The following is a 17,759-nucleotide window of genomic DNA, read 5'->3' as shown; positions in this document are numbered from 1 at the left end:
ATGGTTCAAATAAATGTGTCACAACTATGTATAAGTCGTGCCGATGAAACAGTTGCCGCCTTAGAACAAATTCCAGCCATGCAGCGTAGACGTTTGTCTGCAATTGCCAAATTGGCCATCAACAGTGCTATTCAATCTCTGCAAGCGGAATCGGTGGATTATATTGTTTGGGCGTCACAATATGGCGATGAACATAAAACCCTGAAAATTCTGGCCGATGTCCTGCAAGATCAGACACCGTCACCGACCCAGTTTTCGACTTCGGTGCATAACGCGATTGCTGGCTTGTATTCCATTTTATGTCAGGATGCCACGCCTTCGACCAGTTTGGCGGCATCATGGAGTGAGGCATTAATCGAAGCCTATGCCTGGTTAAAGACCACTGCACAACCCAATGCAAGGGTGTTGGTGGTGTATTACGATGAAGCTTTGCCTGAAATTTATCAAGAATTTCAGCCCTTCAGCAGTTTTGCCATGGCCGCAGTCATCAGCTTGCAACATCCGAATCTGCAACTGGATATCCATGCACTCGCGCATCATCAGCATAAATACTTGGATGCGCTAAATTTTGATGATTTTTGGCATCGTTCAGATGAGCAAACCGATCAACCGCAGATTCAGGCCTGGCACAAATGTTAAAACGCAATCAGATTAAACAAAAAGCCAATTACCTGTGGCGTGTTGGCGCAACCGGTTTCAGTTTTGCCAGTTTCGGGATTGGTGGTGTGGCCATTGGTGGTTTAATTGCACCTTTGGTGAAATTATCCACGCAAAATTCGGATTTACGTCAGCAGCGCACGCAAAAAGTCATTAAGCATAGCTTCAAGGGCTTTACCGAAATGATGGTAAAACTTGGAATTATGACCTATGACATTGAAGGTCTGGAAAAATTACAGCACAGTAAGCAGGAACTGGTGATTGCCAATCATCCTACCCTGATAGACGTGGTAGTGCTGATTGGTCTGATGGAGCAAGCCAACTGCGTGGTCAAGCAGGCACTCTGGTCCAATCCTTTTACCAAAGGCCCGGTACAAAATGCCGGTTATATTTTAAATGCCGGTTCAGAACAGTTTATTCAGGACTGTGTTGAAAAACTTAAGCAAGATCAGGCAGCCTCGTTGCTGATTTTCCCTGAAGGGACTCGCACGGCAAAAGGTGAGTTACTGAATGAATTTCAGCGCGGCGCTGCGAATATCGCGATTCGTGCTCAGGTGCCAATTCGTCCGGTGTTGATCAGCTGTACGCCATCAACCCTAACTAAGAATGAAAAGTGGTATCACGTGCCTTCAAAACCGTTTCATATTCACGTGAAGGTGCTGGATGCCATTCAAGTCGATGATCTGCTGGATGATACAACTGTCAATCCAAAGCATGTACGCCAGCTGAATCATCAATTACAACAATTTTTTAACCAAGAGTTATCTAAAAAATGAGCAATCTTGCTGATGAATTAAAGCAAATGATTATTGATGTCCTAGCCCTTGAGGACATCAGCGTAGAAGATATTGAAACTGAAGCCCCTTTATTTGGTGATGGTTTGGGACTGGATTCCATTGATGCATTGGAACTGGGTTTAGCCTTGAAAAAACGTTACAACATTCATTTGAATGCTGAATCGGCAGAAACCAAACAACATTTTAAATCAATTCAAAGTCTGGTGGCTTTGGTTGAAGCACAGCAAAAGGCATAAGAGGTCGTGATGCTAACTCAGGAACAAGTACTTGAAAAATTAAGAGAATGGATGGAAGATCTGTTTGAAATTGCACCTGAAGATGTGCAGTTAGATGCCAATTTAGCTACAGATCTGGATGTTGACAGTATTGATGCGATTGATCTTGTGGTCAAAATTAAAGAATTGACCGGCAAGCAAGTCAATCCTGAAGATTTTAAAAATGTCCGTACCGTTCAGGATGTCGTGACTGTGATTCAGAATATGTCAGCTGCATGAAACTGATGCTGAAAGGGATAGTGGCAATCGGACTGATTCTCTATCCCTTTTTAGTGGGCTATAGTCTGGCGCATGGCCAATATATCTGGGTCAGCAGTCTGTTGATTGCTCTAGGTTTATTGCGCCTGTTTACAAAGGGCAATGCCTTGCTGTGGCCGCTCACTGCATTTGCCATTTTGTGTGGCAGTTTAAGTCTGATCTTAAAAGATCAGGCCTGGCTCAAGCTGTATCCGGTATTTATGAGTGTGGGCGCACTGATTATTTTTGCCTCGACTTTAATCCGTCCACCTTCAATGATTGAGCGTTTTGCCCGACTGGCAGAACCGGATTTACCCGAAGCTGGCGTGATCTGGACCCGTAAAGTGACAGTGGTGTGGTGCATTTTTTTTGTACTCAATGCCCTGATTGCCTTGTCAACGGTACTCTTTGCTTCCATGCAAACCTGGGTACTGTATAACGGCTTTATTTCCTATGTGCTCATGGGAGGTTTAATGCTGGGTGAATTTATCTTGCGTAAGCGACAGCAGCGCCTAAACCAACTTCAGGAATAAAAACGGATTGTTATGTTGTGTCATTTTCAGAGTCATCTTAATTCACTGCAACCGCTGTGTATTCAGCCTGATTTAAGCCAAATCCGCTTTCAGGATTTCTGGCAGGATGTGATGCAGCAAAGTCATGCTATTGAGTTGCTAACCCAAGACAGCTGGGCCTTATGGGAAGCTGACAGTTACGAATTCCTTGTGCTGTTATTCGCAGCACTACTGGCCAAAAAACAGGTGCTGTTACCGCCTAATCGGGTCAGCGATTTAGAAAAAGAACTGGCTGAACAGCAGATTTTCTTTCTGGAACGTCAGTCCGCCTCTACAATCAAAAATCAAAACATTGAATTAAATCTGGATGATGCCTTTTTAAATCAGTCACAACTCTATTTTTATACTTCCGGTTCCACAGGACAGCCCAAGAAAATTCCACGTACTTTACGTCAGTTACTCAATGAAGTGCAGGGGCTGGATGCCAGTTTTCAGTTACCTGAACAGGTCATCGCCATCGCAACAGTCAGTCATCAGCATATTTATGGTTTGCTGTTTAAGCTGTTGTGGCCACTGGCAAGCGGTCGCTGTTTTTATCAGGCCCAGCTGGCTTTCCCTGAAGATGTAGCAGATATTCAAAAAAAAATCGCTCATTTAAAAATTGAAAATTATGTAATTTCCAGTCCGGCCCTGTTAAAGCGTTGGACCCGTGATGTGCTGTTGCAGGATTGCCTGACTGTTTATTCCTCCGGCGGCAAACTGGAATCCGGTGTACGTCCTTATCTGAACCGGCCGATTACTGAAGTGTTTGGCAGTTCGGAAACCGGCGGAATTGCCCATCGCCAGCAAGATGATGCCCTGTGGACGCCTTTTGCCAATGTGGATATTCAGGCGGGTGCAGAGCAGGAGTTGCAAGTTAGAGCCAATCATGCTTTTAGTGTGGACTGGATTTTTACTGGCGATAAAGTTGAGGTCATTGACTCGACCAATTTGAAAAGTCCATTTCACTTGTTGGGTCGCTTGGACCGGATTGTCAAACTGGAAGAAAAACGCTTAAGTCTGGATGCCATTGAGCAGAAAATTGTCGAGCTGGATGACATCGTACAATGTCATGTGCTGATTCTGGAGCGTGAACACCGCCAGATTCTGGCCTGTGTCGCGGTCTTATCGGAGCCGGCCAGACAGCGCTTAAAGCAAGGTGCTAAAGCCGACTATGTAGCGGCCATTAAAACACAGTTAAAATCCAAGCTGGAAAGCATTGCCATTCCCCGACAGTGGCGCTTTTTGACACAATTACCGCAAAATGCCCAATCTAAACTGAATAAACACTACATGAAATCCTTATTTCAACCTATGTTGTTGCCTATAGTCTTGGAACAGCAGAATGAGCCAGAGCAGGCGCTCTATCGTCTGGAGTTCGCTCCTGAGCTGGAATGCTTTAAAGGGCATTTTCCGGGTCAGCCCATTTTTCCAGGGGTCGGGCAAATCGGTTTTATTCAGCATTTTGCCCGCCAGACCTGGGCAGACCTAGACTGGTGCAACGGTATTGAACAGCTCAAATTTCAGGATCTGATTCAGCCCTATATGGTGCTACAACTGAAACTGAGCAGAAAACTGCACAAAGTCAGTTTTGAACTCTCCCATGCAGAGCAGACCTTGGCCTCTGGACGCTTGTTATTTCATACACAACACGATCCGATTTAAAGGTAAATGTAGATGCAGCAATGTTTTGTCATTCCAGTTTATAACCATCCTCATCATATTGAGGCGTTGGTCACCCATTTGGATCAGTTTCAAATGCTGATCATTCTGGTCAATGACGGTAGTGATGCCGCATGTACTGAGCTTTTACATGATATTGCTACGAAACATCCTCAGGTAGATTTGGTCGAACACAGCTACAATCAGGGCAAAGGTCAGGCGGTGATGACCGGTTTACGCCATGCTCACAAGCTGGGTTTGAGTCATGCCTTACAGCTGGATTCTGATGGTCAGCATGACTGGCAAGATGTAGCAAAATTCCTGCAAATTTCCCAACAAAACCCAGAAGCGATGGTCATCGGTCAACCCATCTTTGATGCATCGGTGCCGAAAAAACGCCTTTATGGTCGTTATGCCACGCATATCTGGGTGTGGATTAACAGCCTGTCTTTAGAGATTAAAGACAGCATGTGCGGCTTCCGGGTTTATCCACTCGCCAAGACCATTCAAGTCTTGGATTCTGCCAAATTTCAGCCGCGTATGGGTTTTGATAGCGAGATTCTGGTGCGTCTGAAATGGGCCAATGTGCCTTTTATCAATGTGCCGACCAAAGTGATTTATCCTGAAGATGGCATTTCGCATTTCAATGTATGGCGTGACAATCTGGGGATGAGTCAGGCACATGTGCGCCTGTTTGGTGGCATGCTGCTGCGCTTGCCCAAATTGCTGGCACAGAAAGTAAAAGGTTGACGGTGTGACTGAGCTGAAGCAGACCCAGTGGAATGAGATCAAGGAACGAGGCGGTGCGCTATCCTTGACTTTGATGCTGGCGTTTTATCGTCTTGGCGGTCGCTGGTTATGCCGAATACTGATGTATTTTATTATTTTGTGGTACTGGCTGTTTGCGACAGTCGCACGTCAGGCTTCGCTGCAATATTTGACGCGGTTACACCATTTTGCTGGCAGTCATTCGCCGTTTCCGCATACGCCTAGTCTGATGCATAGCTATCAGCATTTCATGCAGTTTGGTGAATGTATTCTGGATAAAATTGAGGGTTGGCTGGGGAAAATTCCAGAGCAGCAATTGCAGTTGCATGGACACGAGCATTTCCGTCAGCATTATCAAAAAGGCGCAGTGATTGTGGTGTCGCATTTTGGCAATATCGAATTGTTACGCGCGATTAAATCGGAACATCAACAGAAAATTAATGTGCTGGTTTATCAAAAACATGCCACCAAATTTAACCAGTTTTTAAAAAAGCTGAATGATCATGCCGATGTCAATCTGGTGTCGGTGGATGAATTAGGGATTGAAACAGCCTTGATCTTGCAGGACAAACTGGATCAGGGCGAGTGGGTGATTGTGGCGGCAGATCGTGTACCGGTGCAGTCAGATCGGGTACAGCCGATTTCATTTTTAGGTGCAGAGGCCAACTGGCCGCAAGGGGCGTGGATTTTAGCCAGTTTGCTGAAAGTGCCGGTGCTGGCTGTGTTTTGTTATCGAGTTGGTAATCAATTTGAAGTGCATATTCACTCGATTGCGGAAAAGCTGAATTTTCCGCGCAAAAACCGTCTGCAGGCCATGCAAGCGACCACCCGTGAATATGTGGCCTTACTGGAACAGCATTGTATACGTGCGCCATATCAATGGTTTAATTTTTATAATTTTTGGAACAAACAATAATGCAAGTGTTAGTTGTAGGGGAAACACCACTTTCGATTGAAGATGTGGTGGCTGTTGCACGTCAGGAAAAATTAGTCGCTTTACCGGCCTCGACTGAATGGCGGGAGTTAATTCAGCGCGGTGCAGATTTTCTGGATCAACTGTTGCAGGATGAAGGCGTAATTTATGGCGTGACCACCGGTTATGGTGATTCCTGTCTGGTGGAAATTCCTCCCCATCAAGTTAATGAATTGCCTTTGCATTTATCGCGTTTTCATGGCTGTGGTCTGGGTCAAAATCTGGATTTAATCAGTGCCCGTGCGGTGGTGGTGACGCGCTTGTGTTCACTGGCTCGCGGATATTCCGGAGTTTCACATGCACTGCTGGAACGTCTGGTGTGGATGCTGAATGAAAATATCATTCCGGTTATCCCTTCCGAAGGTTCAGTTGGTGCCAGTGGGGATTTAACCCCATTGTCTTATATCGCCGGGGCCTTGGTCGGTGAACGTGATGTTTATCATCAAGGGCAAATTGTGCCGATCAGTCGCGTATATGCGGAAAAAGGTATGCAGCCTTTGGTGTTACGTCCGAAAGAAGGTCTGGCCCTGATGAATGGTACCGCAGTGATGACGGCAATTGCTTGTCTGAACTACAAAAAAGCCGAACAGATTGCCGTGGCCAGTACCTGTATCACTGCACTAAATGTCTTGGCTTTAGAAGGTAATCCGAGTCATTTTGATGAAGTGCTGTTTGCACAAAAACCGCATCCGGGGCAGCAACATATTGCCGCACAACTGCGTGATTGGCTAAATAGTGAAGTGCAAACGGAACATCAAAGTTCACGCCTGCAAGACCGCTATTCGCTACGCTGTGCACCGCATATTATTGGCGTATTTGAAGATTCCAAAGTTTGGTTACGCCAGTTTATTGAAAATGAATTGAACTCCAGCAATGACAATCCGCTGATTGATCCGGTGAATTTACGGGTGTTGCATGGCGGTCATTTCTATGGCGGTCATATTGCCCAAGCCATGGATAGCCTGAAAATCATGATTGCCAATATTGCCGATTTAATGGACCGTCAATTGGCGCAATTGGTGGACTATAAAATGAATAATGGTTTGCCGCGTAATTTGACTGGGGCGACCGATGAGCGCCTACCGCTGAATCATGGCTTTAAAGCCGTACAGATTGGCGTATCGGCATGGACCGCGGAAGCCTTGAAACACACGCTGGCGGCCTCGATTTTTTCACGTTCGACCGAATGCCATAATCAGGACAAGGTCAGTATGGGCACCATTGCCGCGCGCGATGCCAGCCGCGTGATTGTGCTGACCGAACAGGTGATTGCGGCACTGGGCTGTGCCAGTGTACAGGCCATTCATTTAAAAGGTCTGGATGGCAAATTGTCCGAAGTCCTTGGTGCATTTAAGACTTGGGTGTTGCAGAGTTTTGATTATGTGGTGGAAGATCGACCATTACAAAACGAATTACAACAACTGGTTGACCGACTGGAAAATTTAGAATTATTGCAGAGTGGACTTGTCCGCTAAACGTGATGGGAAACAGACTATGCATGCCGATGTAATCATTGAAGTACCATTTCACGACGTGGATACCATGAACGTGGTCTGGCACGGGCACTATTTGAAGTATTTTGAAATTGCCCGCTGTAAGCTGCTGGATCAATTTCACTATAACTATATGCAGATGCGTGAATCCGGTTATGCCTGGCCTGTAATTGAAAGTCATGTGCGTTATGCGCATGGCATCCTGTTTGAACAGAAAATTCGGGTACGGGCTATTTTAAAAGAATGGGAAAACCGTCTGAAAATTGAATATCAGATTTTCGATGCCGAAAGTGGCAAGAAGCTGACTAAGGGTTATACCACGCAAGTGGCCGTACATATGCAAAGCCGGGAAATGTGTTTCCAGTCGCCACAAATTTTATTGCAGCGTTTAAACGCCTGGTCTGAGTTTAAGCCGGAGTAAAGCAGATGACATATCTTAATCTACCACGTGCAGCAGGATTCTTACTTGCAGGGCTATTATCTCTGCTGATGCTGCTGTCGCAAGCGGTACATGCACAGAATTCGCAGCTCAAACAAATCTTTGCCCAGCTCTCTGAAACGCCGACGGTACGAGCCAATTTTGAACAACAAAAAAAGCTGGCTGCAATGAATAAAACCTTTGTTTCTAAAGGCACGGTTTTATTTTCCAAATCTCAAGGCGTGATCTGGAAAATTCAGAGTCCGGTCAAAGCCGACCTGATTGTCACTCCACGCAAACTGGTGCAAAAAACCCAGCGGACTTATAGTCAAATTGCAATTGATAAATCACCTTATGGTTCGGTGGCGACCATGTTCCTGCAATTGATGTCTGGCAATGAAGCAGCTTTGGCCAAAAACTTCAATATTGTTTCGGCCAGTTATAGCCCAGCGCAGTGGAATGTGGCTTTAACCCCTAAAAGCAGTTTGTTTAAAAAACTGTTTGTCCGTGTTGATGCGCAAGGGCAGCGTTATGTGGACAGAATCGTGATTCGTGAGAAAGCCAATAACAGCACCACCATTCGCTTTAGTCAGCAAAGCACTCAACCACAGACATTAATGGCAGAGGAAAATGCACTTTTCCAACTGGCAAAATAAATTTACCGCACTCTGGCTGATTGTCCTTAGCGTGCTGGCTATCACGCTGGGTATGGCATGGCTGAAAAAAGATATTCATATTCAAACCAATATCTTTGCCTTATTGCCGGAATCGACGCATGATCAGAGACTGGAACGGGCGCAGCAATATGTCAGTGGGCAACTGAATGACAAAGTCTTTGTGGTGCTGAATGCCAAAGATGACGCAGCCTTAAATCAAGCCACCACGCTATTTAAAAATACTGTGGCGCAAAGCGACTTATGGAAGCCTTTGCATGCTCAAGTTGACAGCGAGCAGTTTGCTCAGCTGTTATATCAGCGTCGTGCCGGGCTGTTAACGGCCGCGGATCAAAAGTTACTTGAGCAAAAGGATTATGCGGCGCTGGCTGAACAGAGCTTGTTGCAGATCATGAGTCCGGGCATGCCGTTGACGGCAGAACTGCTACAACAAGATCCCTTGCTGCTGTTTCCACGTTATGCCATGGGTTTATCCAGTTTACAGAACAATCCGGATATCAGTCTGGAAGATGGCTTTGCCACGCTTCGGGATGAGCAGGGCATTTCCCGTTTATTGGTTCTGGAGCTGAAAAGCAGTCCCTACAATATTGATTATCAAGAAAAAACTGCGGCCTGGATGAAACAGCTGGATCAGCAGTTGCATCAAATGCAGGTTGAGCCGCATTGGACAGGAACGTTATTATTTGCCCAGTTTGGTACCACCTCGGCAGAAAAAGAAATTTCGACTATTGGAGTAGGTTCGACCATCGGGATTTTCTTGTTGGTGTTATTTGGTTTCCGCTCGGTTCGTCCAATGCTCACCGAGATGATTGCAGTTGGAACAGGCTGTCTGGTGGCCTTTGCCATCACTCATTGGGTGTTTGGGGAAATTCACCTAATGACCTTGGTGTTTGGGGCCAGTCTGGTCGGGGTCTGTGTCGATTTCTCGTTTTATTTTATGGCGATGCAGTCGCAGCATCGGCAGATTGACGGTTTTGCGGTATTAAAGCCATTATTGCCCAGCCTGTTTATGGGTCTGATGACCACCTTGGTGGCCTATGTCTTCCTAAGCTTCACTCCATTTCCGGGCTTTAAGCAGATTGCCGTGTTTTCGATGGTCGGTCTGGCCGCGGCATGGATCACCAGTGTTTTATTACTGCCACGCTTGCCGGCTTTAAATGCCGAACCGGCGATTCGCAGCTTAAGTTTTATTGGCAAAGCACGAGGTTTTGTACAGTCGAGAAACCGTATGCGTTATGGCTTGATCGCCTTAATTACTGTGGTCGCGGGCAGCAGTTTGATGTTTCTGCAAAGCAATGATGATATCCGTAACTTGCAAAGTATGGATCAGAAGCTAAAGCAGGAAGATCAATATGTCCGTGAACGTTTTATGCAGCAGCAAAGCAGTGAATATTTTGTGGTGCAAGGCAGCACGGCACTTGAACTGGAACAAAACGAACAGAAACTGTTAGAAAAACTGCAAGTTTTACAGACACAAAACAAGCTGGATAGTTTTCAGGCTTTAGGTCAATGGCTACCATCCAAAGCGCAGCAACAACACAATATTCAGTTACTGCAAGCCATTCCAGCCAGTGCCCTGAATGAATACGCCGCGGCATTAGAGTTAAATCCGGCCGATGTGCGTGCTTGGCAACAGCAACTGGCTCGGCAGCCTTTACTCAGTTCGGCTGAAATGGCACAACATCCGCTGGCCTTTTTACAGATGAGTCCGACCGAGCGTCTGGTACTGCTGCAAAATGTGCACGATGTGAATGCCTTGCAAAAACTGAATAGCACACAGGTGCAACTGCTGCGTCCAGTCAATCAACTGTCTGAATTATTCCAGCAGCATCGTATACAGGCACAGTGGTTGCTGATTGCCGCATTGATCACCCTGATGATTGGACTGGGTATCATTTATGGCATCAAGTCAATTTTGCCGCTGGTCTTGCCAGTCACTTTGGCCTTGATGACCACCTTTGCCATTCAGGCCTGGCTGGGTGTGGAAATCAATTTATTCAGTATTATGGGCACCTTCCTGATTATAGGGATTGGGGTCGACTATGCCATCTTCTATCGTCATGGTCATGATCATCCGCAAGTGGTGGGCATGGCTTTATTCCTATGTATGATGTCAACCTTGCTCGGTTTCGGGTTATTATCCTTTAGCCATACCTATGCCATTCACTGCTTTGGTCTGACCGTGTTACTTGGGGTTATTTTTTCATTTATCTATGCAACATTGTTTACGTCATCCGATGCCAAACATGTTGTGCTTCAACAATATCAGCCAAAGAGCTGAGAAAATAAGGTACCGTGCAATGAGCACTATGCAACATACAGATGTATTAATTATCGGAGCAGGCCCATCGGGGAGTTCGGCAGCAGCATTACTGCGCCAAAAGGGCTATCAGGTCACGATCATCGAAAAACAACATTTTCCACGCTTTTCCATTGGCGAATCTTTACTGCCACAATCGATGGTATTTTTAGAAGAAGCAGGCCTGCTGGATACCGTACGTGAACACGTGGAACAGTTTGCCTTCCAGTTTAAAAATGGCGCCGCTTTTTTAAAGGGCAAGCAGCGCAGTTTCTATGATTTCCGTGAGAAGTTTACAGACGGCCCGGGTACCACCTGGCAGGTGCGCCGTGCCAACTTTGACCATTTACTGGCACAACAGGCAGAAAACTACGGTGCCGAAATTCGCTTTGGTCATGAAGTGATTGATGTCAATGTTGAGCCTGAACATCCGCTTTTAACCGTCAAAGATGAACAACAAAATGTGTATCAGATTCAGGGCAAATTTTTACTGGATGCCAGTGGTTTTGGCCGCATCCTGCCCAAATTTCTGGAACTGGAAAGCCCATCCGATTTCCCGGTACGCCGTGCGGTGTTTACCCACATTGAAGATGGTATTTTAGATGATCCCGATTTTGACCGTGAAAAAATCCTGATCAGTGTGCATGCCAAAGATCCGCGTGCCTGGTACTGGCTGATTCCTTTTGCCGATGGCCGTTCATCTTTTGGGGTGGTGGCAGAACAAGACTTCTTTGAAAAATATGGTTTTGATGGCAGTGCCGAGCAGGATTTAGAAGCCTTGTTTAAACGCATTTTGGCTGATGAAGAAAGCCTGTCTCAGGTGCTGCGCAATGCCCAATTCGATACTCCGGTTCGGACACTGGTTGGTTATTCTGCCAATGTCAAACATCTGGCAGATCGTAACTATGCTTTATTGGGCAACGCCGGTGAATTTCTCGATCCGGTGTTTTCTTCAGGTGTAACGATTGCCCTGAAATCTTCAAGCCTGGCCATTCCACTGGTCGATCAGGTACTGCAAGGCCAGCCGGTCAACTGGATGGAACAGTATGAAAAACCGTTACGTTCAGGTATTCAGGTATTTCGTGCCTATGTGGAATCCTGGTATAGCGGTGAGTTTCAGGATGTGGTGTTCTCCAAAAATCAGGATGAAAAAATCCGCCGTATGGTGTCCTCCTTGCTGGCCGGTTATGCCTGGGATAGCAGCAACCCGATTCATAAAAATGCCAAAAAGCGTTTAAGTACTTTGGCTGAATATTGCCGTGAACCTGCGTCGCTTGAAACCGACCTGAGTGGTGTTTGATATGCAGTTGAAATGGGCAGGAATCGTGATTTGTGCCATGTTGCTATGTGGTGGTTGTCAATCGATGCTGCCCAAGGCACAGGGCCTGGCGGCCAGCAGCTGGACTGCACAGAATTATCAGCGGCAGGATCAGCTGGAAGTACAGTGGAAAGAGCATAGCTTCAGCTTTTTGCTGTATCAGCAGCAACAGGGGCAAAAACTGGAGATGCTGGCGTTGACCCTGACCGGGCAGCAACTGTTCAAACTGAATTTTGATGGTCATCAGGTGCATGTGGAGCAGCGGATTGAACAAATGAAGCTGTTGCCCTTTGAATTTGTGGTGCGGGATATTCTGTATGCCACCTATCCTGATTTTGCCCGTTTACAACAGCAGAATGTACGGATTGATACTGCGGTGCAGACACAAAGTATTTTTATTAATCAACAACCTGTGTTAAAAATTGTGCATCAGGATGATGCAATAGAATTGAATAATCTACAGGTCCCTTATCAAATGGTGATCAGTGCCATCAGTGAAGGTCTGGAAAATACTGGTGTGGAAAGTACCGATATGGAACCCACTGAATAAAGGAGGATGATTATGGACGATAAAATGACGATATCACATCCTGCAGTGGGGATTCAGCTGAGTGCTGCTTTGTCTGCGCTAGGCCATAACGCTGCACAGATACGGCAATCCATGACCAGTGAGGAAAATACCTTGACCTTAAGTTCCGGCTTTATTCCGGAAAAACAGGTCTGGGTGGGCGCCTATCCACACGCCTTGATCGAAGAAGTTCCAGACTTTTTAGCGCATGTCGATTCACGCAATTTACGCTTTGCCTTAACCGCTTTAAGTTCAATTGAAGCTGAAGTACGGGCCTATACTGCGCAATTTGATGTGAAACGTCTGGCGGTGATATTGGGTACCTCGACTTCAGGCATTGCCGACAATGAAATATTGCTCAAACAATATTTTGTAAATCAAGTGCATGAAGAAATTTCACATTACAAGCAGGAAATGGGCAGTCTGGCCAAAGGCTTGCAAAAGTATTTGGGCTGGGAAGGTCCGGCCTATACCATTTCCACCGCCTGTTCTTCCAGTGCCAAAGCCATGGCGGCAGGACAGCGTTTGATTAATGCTGATCTGGCCGATGCGGTTCTGGTCGGTGGTGTAGATACCTTGTGTCGGTTGACCTTGAATGGGTTTGACAGTCTGGAAAGTTTATCTAACGACCTTTGTCAGCCTTGTGGGGCACAGCGTGACGGCATCAATATTGGTGAAGCAGCAGGCCTGTTTTTATTGTCCAAAGAAACTGCACCAGTGATGTTGATGGCGGCAGGGGAATCGATGGATGCCTGGCATATTTCAGCACCGCATCCAGAAGGCAAAGGGGCAGCAGAAGCGATGCAAAAAGCCTTGAGTATTGCTGGCATCACATCTGACGAGATTGCCTATTTGAACATGCACGGCACCGCCACGCCGCAAAACGATGCCATGGAAATTAAAGCGGTTCAGACCGTGTTTCAATCCTATGAAGTGCCAATCAGTAGTACCAAACATAAGACCGGGCATTGTCTGGGTGCTGCAGGTGCCATTGAAGCGGCAATCTGCCAACAGGTGCTGATTGATCAATCCTGGTTGCCTTTGCATCAGGCAGGTCCTATTGACCCGGAACTGGATCAAGCCAACTATGTACTGCACGCCGAGTTGCAACAACCGATAAAATATGTCATGAGTAATTCTTTTGCCTTTGGGGGCAGTAATATCAGTCTGATTTTTGGAACCACGCTGAAATGATGGATGCCGTACAGTTTATACCGCATGAAAAACCGATGGTTTTTGTCGACCATTTGATTGAAGCCAATGACCATTTTGCCATTGCAGAACTGGTGATTCGTCCTGAACTGATGTTTTGTGAAGATCAGGGACTTCCAACCTGGACCAGTATTGAACTGATGGCACAGACCATTAGTGCCTATGCGGGACATAAAGGTAAGATGTCAGGCTTGCCGCCGAAAATCGGTTTTTTATTGGGGACCCGTAAAATGCAGTTGCCCGTGCCATATTTTGCACTGGGGGAAACCGTGCGGATTAAGGCGGAACAAGCCTATCTGCATGAGGGTTTGGGGCAGTTTCAATGTGAAATTGAATATCAGGAACACTGTTTTAGTGCCATGTTGAGCGTCTTTGAGCCGACAGAAATTGAAGAAAAGATTAGGGATACAGTGTGAGCAGAAGAATATTAGTGACAGGTTCAAGCCGCGGCATTGGTAAAGCCATTGCCTTGCAATTGGCACAGTCAGGTTTTGATGTCACCGTGCATGCACGTTCCAGACAGCAAGAAGCCGAGCAGGTGGTCGAGGAAATCCGAGCTTTGGGTCAAGCCAGTCATGCCATTTTATTTGATGTGAATGAGCGTGAAAAAGTCATGCAATTGCTGGAACAGGATGTTGCTGAACATGGCGCATTTTACGGGGTGGTGCTGAATGCCGGTTTAACTCGTGATGCGGCATTTCCGGCCTTAACTGATAGTGACTGGGATGAAGTGGTTTCCACCTCTCTGGATGGTTTTTATAATGTGCTTAAACCGCTGGTGATGCCAATGATTCGTCTGAAAAAAGGCGGACGCATTGTGACTTTATCATCTGTTTCAGGTTTAATGGGCAATCGGGGACAGGTCAATTACAGTGCGGCTAAAGCTGGCCTGATTGGTGCGACCAAAGCCCTGGCACTGGAACTGGCGAAAAGAAAAATTACCGTCAATTGTGTGGCACCGGGTTTAATTGAAACAGAAATGGTCACCGAAGAAGTCAAAGAACATGCCTTGAAAATGATTCCATTACAACGCATGGGGCATGTCGATGAAGTGGCCAAAGTGGTGAAATTTTTGTGTAGTGATGATGCAAGTTATATCACCCGTCAAGTGATTTCGGTCAACGGAGGTTTGATTTGATGAAACGTGTTGTGGTCACCGGCATGGCGGGAATCACCTCTTTGGGTGAAACGGCAGATCAAATTTTTGCGCAGTTCGAACAGGGCAAAAGCGGTATTCGTTATATGCCGGACTGGGAAGTCTACACTGATTTACGCAGTAAACTGGGTGGCCCGGTCGAGTCCTATAGCATTCCCAAACACTTTAACCGTAAGGTGACACGTGGTATGGGGCGGGTGGCGCTGATGTCGACCGTATGTGCAGAAAAAGCATTGGAAGATGCAAAGCTGCTCAATGATCCGATTTTAAGCAGTGGCCAAACAGGGGTTGCTTTTGGTTCATCTGCCGGCAGTGTCGATGCAGTTGCTGAGTTTGGTAGCATGTTGCTCGATAACAACATGAATAAACTCAATGCCACGACGTATATTCGTATGATGTCGCATACCAGTGCTGTCAACATAACTGTATATTTTGGCTTGAAAGGCTTAACTTTGCCGACCTCCAGTGCCTGTACGTCAGGTTCCATGGCCATCGGTCAGGCCTATGAAGCAATTAAATACGGCAAGCAAACCGTGATGCTGGCCGGTGGCGCAGAAGAACTCAGTGCCGCAGGTTCAGCGGTGTTTGATGTACTTCTGGCTACTAGCAGCCAAAATGAACATCCGGAAAAAACTCCGCGTCCATTTGATGCCAAACGTGATGGTCTGGTGGTGGGAGAAGGTGCAGGCTGTTTAATTTTAGAAGAATATGAACATGCCAAGGCCCGTGGTGCGCATATTTATGCAGAAATCATTGGTTATGGCAGCAACACCGACGGTCAGCATGTTACCCGTCCGGACTCGGAAATGATGGGACGCTGTATGCAACTGGCATTAGCCGATGCGCAAATTCCGGCAGTTCAGATTGACTATGTCAATGCCCATGGTACATCCACCGATCAGGGGGATATTGCTGAGACTCAAGCCACAGCACGGGTCTTGGGTAAAAAACCGATCAGCTCCTTAAAAAGTTATTTTGGACATACACTTGGCGCGTGTGGTGCAATAGAAGCCTGGTTGAGCATTGAAATGATGCAGCGCAACCAGTTTATTCCGACCTTAAATTTAGAAGAAATAGATCAAGCTTGTGGTGATCTGGATTATATCGTTAAACAATCTAGACAGATTCAGGCTGACACCATTATGAGTAATAATTTTGCTTTTGGAGGGATTAACACCTCCCTGATTTTTAAACGTGTCTAACAACAACTAGAGGGTAAATTATGTTTATTAAAAAATTAGCATTGACAGCTGTATTGAGCTTGGCTGGAGTGGCTTCGGCTCAGGCAGCAGATGAAATGCATGATTTTAATTTTCAGGAAGCGGTGAGTCGCGCCGTTGCTGATGGTACGCTGGACGGTTCAGTGAAGTTCTATCTGGCCGGCACTCGCTCTGGTGGTAAGGTGATTCAAAAAGGTTTGGTTACCAACAAGAAAACCAATGGTTTTGCCAAATCTGCAGAAAGTTCATGCGATCATGTTTTGCGTTCAGCGCTGATTCAATTCCAGAATACCGCTAAAGCAAAAGGCGCCAATGCCGTGACCAATATCGTGAGTTTCTATAAGTCAAATGAAACCAAGAGCAGCACAACTTATCAATGTGCCAAAGGAATGGCGGTTGCCGGTGTCGCATTAAAAGGCGATATCGTGAAGTTCTAATCGACAATCGAGTGTCGATTGAACATAAAAAAGCCCATCATGTGATGGGCTTTTTAATTGACGAGAAATCAGAAATTACTTAGGAATTTCTTCCTCTTCGAATTCTGGTTTAACCTGAACAATAAAGTCTTGACGGTTCAGACCACGCCAAAGGGCAAAGGCAGTACCAATGTAAATTGAAGAATAGGTACCGACAAATACACCAATAAACATGGCAACAGAGAACCAGTGTAAACCTTCACCACCTAGGAACATCATTGCAAGAACAACCAGCAATAACGTTGCAGAGGTATGAATGGTACGACGTAAGGTTTCTGTTAAGGAAATATCGACAATTTCACGCGGGCTTGCGCCACGGATCTTGCGGAAATTTTCACGAATACGGTCAGATACCACAATGTTATCGTTTAACGAGAAACCTAATAGCGCCAGAATGGCCGCCAATACGGTTAAGTCAAACGGCCATTGCATCATGGCAAAAATACCAATGGTCACAATCACGTCGTGGAACAGTGAAAGAACGGCACCTAAAGCCAGCTTGAATTCAAAACGAATAGTCACGTATACCAGCATTAACAGTAATGCTAACGCGACTGCACCCGCCGAACGAATATAAAGCTCATTACCGACTTGACCACCCACAGAATCTACTTTGTGAACTACGGCTGGATTATTCGGTAACTGCGCAGCTTTGGTGATCGCATTATTCAGATCTTCTACTTCAATGTCTTGAACAGGCATACGAACCAAAAGGTCTTTATTGCTACCGAGGGTTTGCACGACTGCATCTTTAAAACCGGCCTGGTTTAAAGCTGACACCACATCAGCCTGATTGGCCGGTTGTGTATAGTTCAGTTCGGCGGAGACACCACCAGTAAAGTCCAAACCTAAGTTTAGACCTTTGGTCACAATAAAGAACAAGCTTGCGACAGTCAGGATGATGGAAATAATTGCCGCTGGTTTGGCAATTTTCATAAAGTCAATTATGCGCTCATCATCCGGGCGACCGTATTTCTTTTTCGGTTGAGTCATATCAGTCATCAT

General features: G+C 46.1%; 20 protein-coding genes. 19 read left to right on the top strand and 1 reads right to left on the bottom strand.

Annotated features, from left to right (window positions below; translation table 11 throughout):
- From FB6_RS10705 to FB6_RS10615, 19 genes are all read left to right on the top strand, one after another.
- Nucleotides 1-639, top strand: a complete 639-nt coding sequence (locus FB6_RS10705) for a beta-ketoacyl synthase chain length factor (RefSeq protein ID WP_174559987.1) — start codon at nt 1-3, stop codon at nt 637-639.
- On the top strand, nt 624-1,433 hold the full coding sequence (locus FB6_RS10700; protein WP_438819969.1) for a lysophospholipid acyltransferase family protein: 810 nt from the start codon (nt 624-626) through the stop codon (nt 1,431-1,433). The genes FB6_RS10705 and FB6_RS10700 overlap by 16 nt, the downstream gene beginning before the upstream one ends.
- A complete protein-coding gene (locus FB6_RS10695) occupies nt 1,430-1,690 on the top strand; it encodes a phosphopantetheine-binding protein (protein ID WP_174559985.1) in 261 nt (86 codons plus the stop codon). The genes FB6_RS10700 and FB6_RS10695 overlap by 4 nt, the downstream gene beginning before the upstream one ends.
- 9 nt (nt 1,691-1,699) lie before the next feature.
- Nucleotides 1,700-1,948 carry an acyl carrier protein gene (locus FB6_RS10690; RefSeq protein ID WP_174559984.1) on the top strand — a complete coding sequence of 83 codons (249 nt, stop codon included), beginning with the start codon at nt 1,700-1,702 and terminating at the stop codon, nt 1,946-1,948.
- Nucleotides 1,945-2,499: a septation protein IspZ gene (locus tag FB6_RS10685; RefSeq protein ID WP_174559983.1), complete on the top strand. Its 555-nt coding sequence runs from the start codon at nt 1,945-1,947 to the stop codon at nt 2,497-2,499. Before FB6_RS10690 ends, FB6_RS10685 begins: the two co-directional genes overlap by 4 nt.
- 12 nt (nt 2,500-2,511) lie before the next feature.
- Entirely contained in the window at nt 2,512-4,182 is a 1,671-nt protein-coding gene (locus tag FB6_RS10680; RefSeq protein ID WP_174559982.1) for an AMP-binding protein, read from the top strand.
- Nucleotides 4,183-4,194: 12 nt separating this feature from the next.
- Entirely contained in the window at nt 4,195-4,929 is a 735-nt protein-coding gene (locus FB6_RS10675) for a glycosyltransferase family 2 protein (protein ID WP_174559981.1), read from the top strand.
- 73 nt (nt 4,930-5,002) lie between these two features.
- Entirely contained in the window at nt 5,003-5,863 is an 861-nt protein-coding gene (locus FB6_RS10670; RefSeq protein ID WP_174559998.1) for an LpxL/LpxP family acyltransferase, read from the top strand.
- Nucleotides 5,863-7,395 carry an HAL/PAL/TAL family ammonia-lyase gene (locus FB6_RS10665; protein WP_174559980.1) on the top strand — a complete coding sequence of 511 codons (1,533 nt, stop codon included), beginning with the start codon at nt 5,863-5,865 and terminating at the stop codon, nt 7,393-7,395. The genes FB6_RS10670 and FB6_RS10665 overlap by 1 nt, the downstream gene beginning before the upstream one ends.
- Before the next feature lie 19 nt (nt 7,396-7,414).
- Nucleotides 7,415-7,834 carry an acyl-CoA thioesterase gene (locus FB6_RS10660; protein ID WP_174559997.1) on the top strand — a complete coding sequence of 140 codons (420 nt, stop codon included), beginning with the start codon at nt 7,415-7,417 and terminating at the stop codon, nt 7,832-7,834.
- A gap of 68 nt (nt 7,835-7,902) precedes the next feature.
- A complete protein-coding gene (locus FB6_RS10655; protein WP_438819968.1) occupies nt 7,903-8,487 on the top strand; it encodes an outer membrane lipoprotein carrier protein LolA in 585 nt (194 codons plus the stop codon).
- Complete coding sequence (locus FB6_RS10650) at nt 8,462-10,786, top strand: MMPL family transporter (RefSeq protein ID WP_174559978.1); 2,325 nt, start codon at nt 8,462-8,464, stop codon at nt 10,784-10,786. Before FB6_RS10655 ends, FB6_RS10650 begins: the two co-directional genes overlap by 26 nt.
- Before the next feature lie 19 nt (nt 10,787-10,805).
- Nucleotides 10,806-12,104 carry an NAD(P)/FAD-dependent oxidoreductase gene (locus FB6_RS10645; protein ID WP_174559977.1) on the top strand — a complete coding sequence of 433 codons (1,299 nt, stop codon included), beginning with the start codon at nt 10,806-10,808 and terminating at the stop codon, nt 12,102-12,104.
- Between the two features lies 1 nt (nt 12,105).
- Nucleotides 12,106-12,672, top strand: coding sequence for a DUF3261 domain-containing protein (locus FB6_RS10640; RefSeq protein WP_174559976.1), 567 nt, complete (start codon nt 12,106-12,108; stop codon nt 12,670-12,672).
- 12 nt (nt 12,673-12,684) lie between these two features.
- Nucleotides 12,685-13,884: a beta-ketoacyl-ACP synthase gene (locus tag FB6_RS10635; protein WP_438819967.1), complete on the top strand. Its 1,200-nt coding sequence runs from the start codon at nt 12,685-12,687 to the stop codon at nt 13,882-13,884.
- A complete protein-coding gene (locus FB6_RS10630) occupies nt 13,881-14,318 on the top strand; it encodes an ApeP family dehydratase (RefSeq protein WP_174559975.1) in 438 nt (145 codons plus the stop codon). The genes FB6_RS10635 and FB6_RS10630 overlap by 4 nt, the downstream gene beginning before the upstream one ends.
- Complete coding sequence (locus FB6_RS10625) at nt 14,315-15,040, top strand: 3-ketoacyl-ACP reductase FabG2 (RefSeq protein ID WP_174559974.1); 726 nt, start codon at nt 14,315-14,317, stop codon at nt 15,038-15,040. Before FB6_RS10630 ends, FB6_RS10625 begins: the two co-directional genes overlap by 4 nt.
- Nucleotides 15,040-16,260 (top strand): beta-ketoacyl-ACP synthase, encoded by a 1,221-nt coding sequence (locus FB6_RS10620; RefSeq protein WP_174559973.1) that lies wholly within the window; start codon nt 15,040-15,042, stop codon nt 16,258-16,260. Before FB6_RS10625 ends, FB6_RS10620 begins: the two co-directional genes overlap by 1 nt.
- Nucleotides 16,261-16,280: 20 nt before the next feature.
- Entirely contained in the window at nt 16,281-16,715 is a 435-nt protein-coding gene (locus tag FB6_RS10615; protein ID WP_174559972.1) for an excinuclease, read from the top strand.
- 75 nt (nt 16,716-16,790) lie between these two features.
- Here FB6_RS10615 and secF read toward each other — a convergent pair whose 3' ends face one another.
- Entirely contained in the window at nt 16,791-17,759 is a 969-nt protein-coding gene (secF, locus tag FB6_RS10610) for a protein translocase subunit SecF (RefSeq protein WP_174559971.1), read from the bottom strand.

It is taken from the genome of Acinetobacter bouvetii (genome assembly GCF_902753875.1).
Taxonomy (GTDB): domain Bacteria; phylum Pseudomonadota; class Gammaproteobacteria; order Pseudomonadales; family Moraxellaceae; genus Acinetobacter; species Acinetobacter bouvetii_A.
The sequence above is the reverse complement of the archived record's forward strand: the minus strand, read 5'-3'. Positions and strand labels throughout refer to the sequence as shown.

What these genes read in the sequence shown, in the direction of transcription:
- FB6_RS10705 (WP_174559987.1), top strand. Translation starts at nt 1, where the DNA reads ATGGTTCAAATAAATGTGTCACAACTATGTATAAGTCGTGCCGATGAA.
- FB6_RS10665 (WP_174559980.1), top strand. Translation starts at nt 5,863, where the DNA reads ATGCAAGTGTTAGTTGTAGGGGAAACACCACTTTCGATTGAAGATGTG.
- FB6_RS10650 (WP_174559978.1), top strand. Translation starts at nt 8,462, where the DNA reads ATGCACTTTTCCAACTGGCAAAATAAATTTACCGCACTCTGGCTGATT.
- FB6_RS10655 (WP_438819968.1), top strand. Translation starts at nt 7,903, where the DNA reads ATGCTGCTGTCGCAAGCGGTACATGCACAGAATTCGCAGCTCAAACAA.
- FB6_RS10680 (WP_174559982.1), top strand. Translation starts at nt 2,512, where the DNA reads ATGTTGTGTCATTTTCAGAGTCATCTTAATTCACTGCAACCGCTGTGT.
- FB6_RS10620 (WP_174559973.1), top strand. Translation starts at nt 15,040, where the DNA reads ATGAAACGTGTTGTGGTCACCGGCATGGCGGGAATCACCTCTTTGGGT.
- FB6_RS10630 (WP_174559975.1), top strand. Translation starts at nt 13,881, where the DNA reads ATGATGGATGCCGTACAGTTTATACCGCATGAAAAACCGATGGTTTTT.
- FB6_RS10670 (WP_174559998.1), top strand. Translation starts at nt 5,003, where the DNA reads ATGCTGGCGTTTTATCGTCTTGGCGGTCGCTGGTTATGCCGAATACTG.
- FB6_RS10660 (WP_174559997.1), top strand. Translation starts at nt 7,415, where the DNA reads ATGCATGCCGATGTAATCATTGAAGTACCATTTCACGACGTGGATACC.
- FB6_RS10695 (WP_174559985.1), top strand. Translation starts at nt 1,430, where the DNA reads ATGAGCAATCTTGCTGATGAATTAAAGCAAATGATTATTGATGTCCTA.
- FB6_RS10615 (WP_174559972.1), top strand. Translation starts at nt 16,281, where the DNA reads ATGTTTATTAAAAAATTAGCATTGACAGCTGTATTGAGCTTGGCTGGA.
- FB6_RS10645 (WP_174559977.1), top strand. Translation starts at nt 10,806, where the DNA reads ATGAGCACTATGCAACATACAGATGTATTAATTATCGGAGCAGGCCCA.
- FB6_RS10690 (WP_174559984.1), top strand. Translation starts at nt 1,700, where the DNA reads ATGCTAACTCAGGAACAAGTACTTGAAAAATTAAGAGAATGGATGGAA.
- secF (WP_174559971.1), bottom strand. Translation starts at nt 17,759, where the DNA reads ATGATGACTGATATGACTCAACCGAAAAAGAAATACGGTCGCCCGGAT.
- FB6_RS10675 (WP_174559981.1), top strand. Translation starts at nt 4,195, where the DNA reads ATGCAGCAATGTTTTGTCATTCCAGTTTATAACCATCCTCATCATATT.
- FB6_RS10685 (WP_174559983.1), top strand. Translation starts at nt 1,945, where the DNA reads ATGAAACTGATGCTGAAAGGGATAGTGGCAATCGGACTGATTCTCTAT.
- FB6_RS10640 (WP_174559976.1), top strand. Translation starts at nt 12,106, where the DNA reads ATGCAGTTGAAATGGGCAGGAATCGTGATTTGTGCCATGTTGCTATGT.
- FB6_RS10635 (WP_438819967.1), top strand. Translation starts at nt 12,685, where the DNA reads ATGGACGATAAAATGACGATATCACATCCTGCAGTGGGGATTCAGCTG.